Source organism: Streptomyces phytophilus (genome assembly GCF_013870535.1).
Lineage (GTDB): Bacteria > Actinomycetota > Actinomycetes > Streptomycetales > Streptomycetaceae > Streptomyces > Streptomyces phytophilus.
In genome coordinates this window covers 1-2,632 of the sequence record NZ_JACBXC010000870.1, presented here as the reverse complement: position 1 = coordinate 2,632, position 2,632 = coordinate 1, and the positions used below count along the sequence as shown (strand labels likewise).

Here is a 2,632-nt window from a genome sequence, read left to right as displayed (position 1 = left end):
GTGCCGGGTCTCTACACGGTCGGCGGCTGGTCGCACCCGGGCGGCGGGCTGGCGCACGCGGGGATGTCGGGGGCCCTGGTCGCCGGGCTGATCATGGAGGGCGCGGACTTCCGCGGCTCCCGCTGACGGCCCGCCGGGGGCGCGGGGTTCAGTAGCGGTACTGCTGCTCGTAGCCCGGGTAGTTCTGCTGCTGGGCGTACGGGTCCTCGGTGCCCAGCGGGTCCGCGTCGCGCTGCTGCGGCATCCAGACGCCCTCGCCCGGCGTCGCGTAGGTCTCCTGGCCGTACGCCGGCTGCTGGCCGGTGTCGTAGCCCTCGGGGTACTGCGCGTACTGCTGCTGGTCGTAGCCGGGGTAGCCGGCGCCGCTCGTGTCGTACGACGGCCGGCCCGCCTGTGTCGAGTCGTAGTACGGCGGCGGGGCCGGCGCGGCGTACTCCGTGCCGGCGTAGGGGTCCGCGTACCCGGCGGGGGCGGGGGCGGCCGTGTCGTACCCGGCGTACTGGTGCTCCGGGCCGTAGCCGCCGGTGTCCGGGTATATCTGCTGGTCCTGCCCGTAGCCGTTCATCCCGGCGCCGTTCGTGGCGTAGCCCCCGGCCTCGTAGCCGGAGGTGGTCGCGTGGCTGCCGGTGTCGTAGGCGGAGGTCGTGGCGTGGCTGCCGGTGTTGTACGCGGACGTGGTGGCGTAGCTGCCGGTGTCGTAGGCGGAGGTGGTCGCGTAGCTGCCGGAGTCGTAGCCGGCGCCGTTGCCGTACGCGTCGTAGCCGTCCGCGTACGCCTGCTGCCCGGGAGCGGTGGCCGCGAACGCCTGCTCGCCGCCGAACGGCGAGAACTGCGCGGTCTGCTCCTGGGCCGCAGGCGGGGGCGGTGCGATCTCCGGCTCGTACGCCGGGTAGGCGGCCGCGCGCTCCGGGGGCGGCGGCGCCTGGCGGCCGTCGTACGCCGCGCCGTCGTACGCCGCGTCGTCGTACCGCTCCCCGTCGTACCCGTCGCCGTAGTCCTCGTCCTCCCCGCGCCTGTTCACGACCCAGCCGCCGGAGTACCCGCTGCGGTAGGAGAGCGTGACCTTGATCTGGCCGAGCGCGAACACCACCACACCGAGGCCGATCACGACCACCGAGGGCATGAGCACGCCGAGCACCACGCAGAGGAAGCCGACGAAGGCCAGCGCGCGCCAGCGCAGCGGGGCCTTGTACTGCATCAGCACTTCCCAGAGCAGCCACAGCGCGACGAGCCCGAACATGGCATAGAGGGCCAACCAGGCCAAGTCGCCCATCACGTGCCTCTCTTCCGCCCCCGCTTGGTGGTGCCTTCCCTCAGGACCGCCGGTGCAGTCCGAGGTTCTGGTAGATCTCCAGCGTTGCCGTGGAGTGGTTCAGAGTAATGAAGTGCAGTCCTGGGATCCCCTCGGACAGCAACCGCTCGCACATGTCCGTGGCGTACTCGATGCCAATGGAGCGTACCGCGGCCCGGTCGTCCTCGACCGCGAGAACCCGATCCGCCAGCTCCGGCGGGAACGTGGCCCCGCTCAGCTCGGCGAACCGCTGGATCTGCCGGGCGTTGGTGACCGGCATGATCTCCGGGATGATCGGCGTCGCGCAGCCGGCGGCTGCCACCCGGTCGCGCAGCCGCAGGTAGTCGTCGACGTGGAAGAACATCTGGGTGATCGCGTAGTCCGCGCCCGCGCGGCACTTGTCGACGAAGTGCCGGATGTCGGCGTCCCAGTCCGTGGACCGCGGGTGCCGCTCGGGGAAGGCCGCGACGCCGACGCAGAAGTCGCCCGACTCCTTGATCAGCCGGACCAGTTCCGCGGCGTACGCCACCCCCTTCGGGTGCGCGACCCACTCCCCCATCGGGTCGCCCGGGGGGTCGCCGCGGACGGCGAGCATGTTGCGGATGCCCGCGTCCGCGTACTGGCCGATGACGTTGCGCAGTTCGGCGATCGAGTGGTCGACCGCGGTGAGATGCGCCACGGGCGTGAGGGTGGTGTCTGTGGCGATGCGCTCGGTGGCCCGGACGGTCCCCTCGCGGGAGGAGCCGCCGGCGCCGTAGGTCACGGAGACGAATGTCGGCTGTACGGCCTCGATGCGCCGCACGGCGTTCCAGAGTGTCCGCTCGCCCTTGTCGGTCTTCGGGGCGGCGAACTCGAAAGAAAACGACTGCTTGCCGGAGGCGAGCAGTTCACGGACAGTGACTGCTCGATCATTCCTGGTCGAAGCGATGCCGGTGGCCATACGGGGCAGGTTAACCGCCGGTCACCTCAGGACCCAAGACGGCCTGCTCGATCCCCGAGACAGGACGGGGCGCCCGGCGCCGGCCGGCGACTACCGGACGTCATCGTTCCGGGCGGCGCGCAGCCGCCGTACGAACTCACCCGCCGCAGCTCCGGGGTCCTCGGCCGCGGTGAGGGCGCGGACGACGACGACGCGGCGGGCGCCGGCCGCCAGGACCTCGTCGAGGTTTCCGAGGTCGATTCCGCCGATGGCGAACCACGGGCGGTCGGTGCCGAGCCCCGCCGCGTACCGGACGAGGCCGAGGCCGGCCGCGGGCCGCCCGGCCTTGGTGGGGGTGGGCCAGCAGGGGCCGGTGCAGAAGTAGTCGACGCCGGGCTCCGCGGCCGCGGCGCGGGTCTCCG

General features: G+C 72.3%; 3 protein-coding genes. All 3 read right to left on the bottom strand.

Going from position 1 to position 2,632, the window contains the following annotated elements; translation table 11 throughout:
* Positions 1-148: 148 nt before the first annotated feature.
* Positions 149-1,273, bottom strand: a complete 1,125-nt coding sequence (locus H5J30_RS26480; protein ID WP_181789854.1) for a hypothetical protein — start codon at positions 1,271-1,273, stop codon at positions 149-151.
* Positions 1,274-1,313: 40 nt separating this feature from the next.
* Positions 1,314-2,231: a methylenetetrahydrofolate reductase [NAD(P)H] gene (metF, locus tag H5J30_RS26475; protein WP_181789853.1), complete on the bottom strand. Its 918-nt coding sequence runs from the start codon at positions 2,229-2,231 to the stop codon at positions 1,314-1,316.
* Between the two features lie 90 nt (positions 2,232-2,321).
* On the bottom strand, positions 2,322-2,632 hold a 311-nt coding region (locus H5J30_RS26470; protein WP_181789852.1), incomplete at its 5' end, for a thiamine phosphate synthase.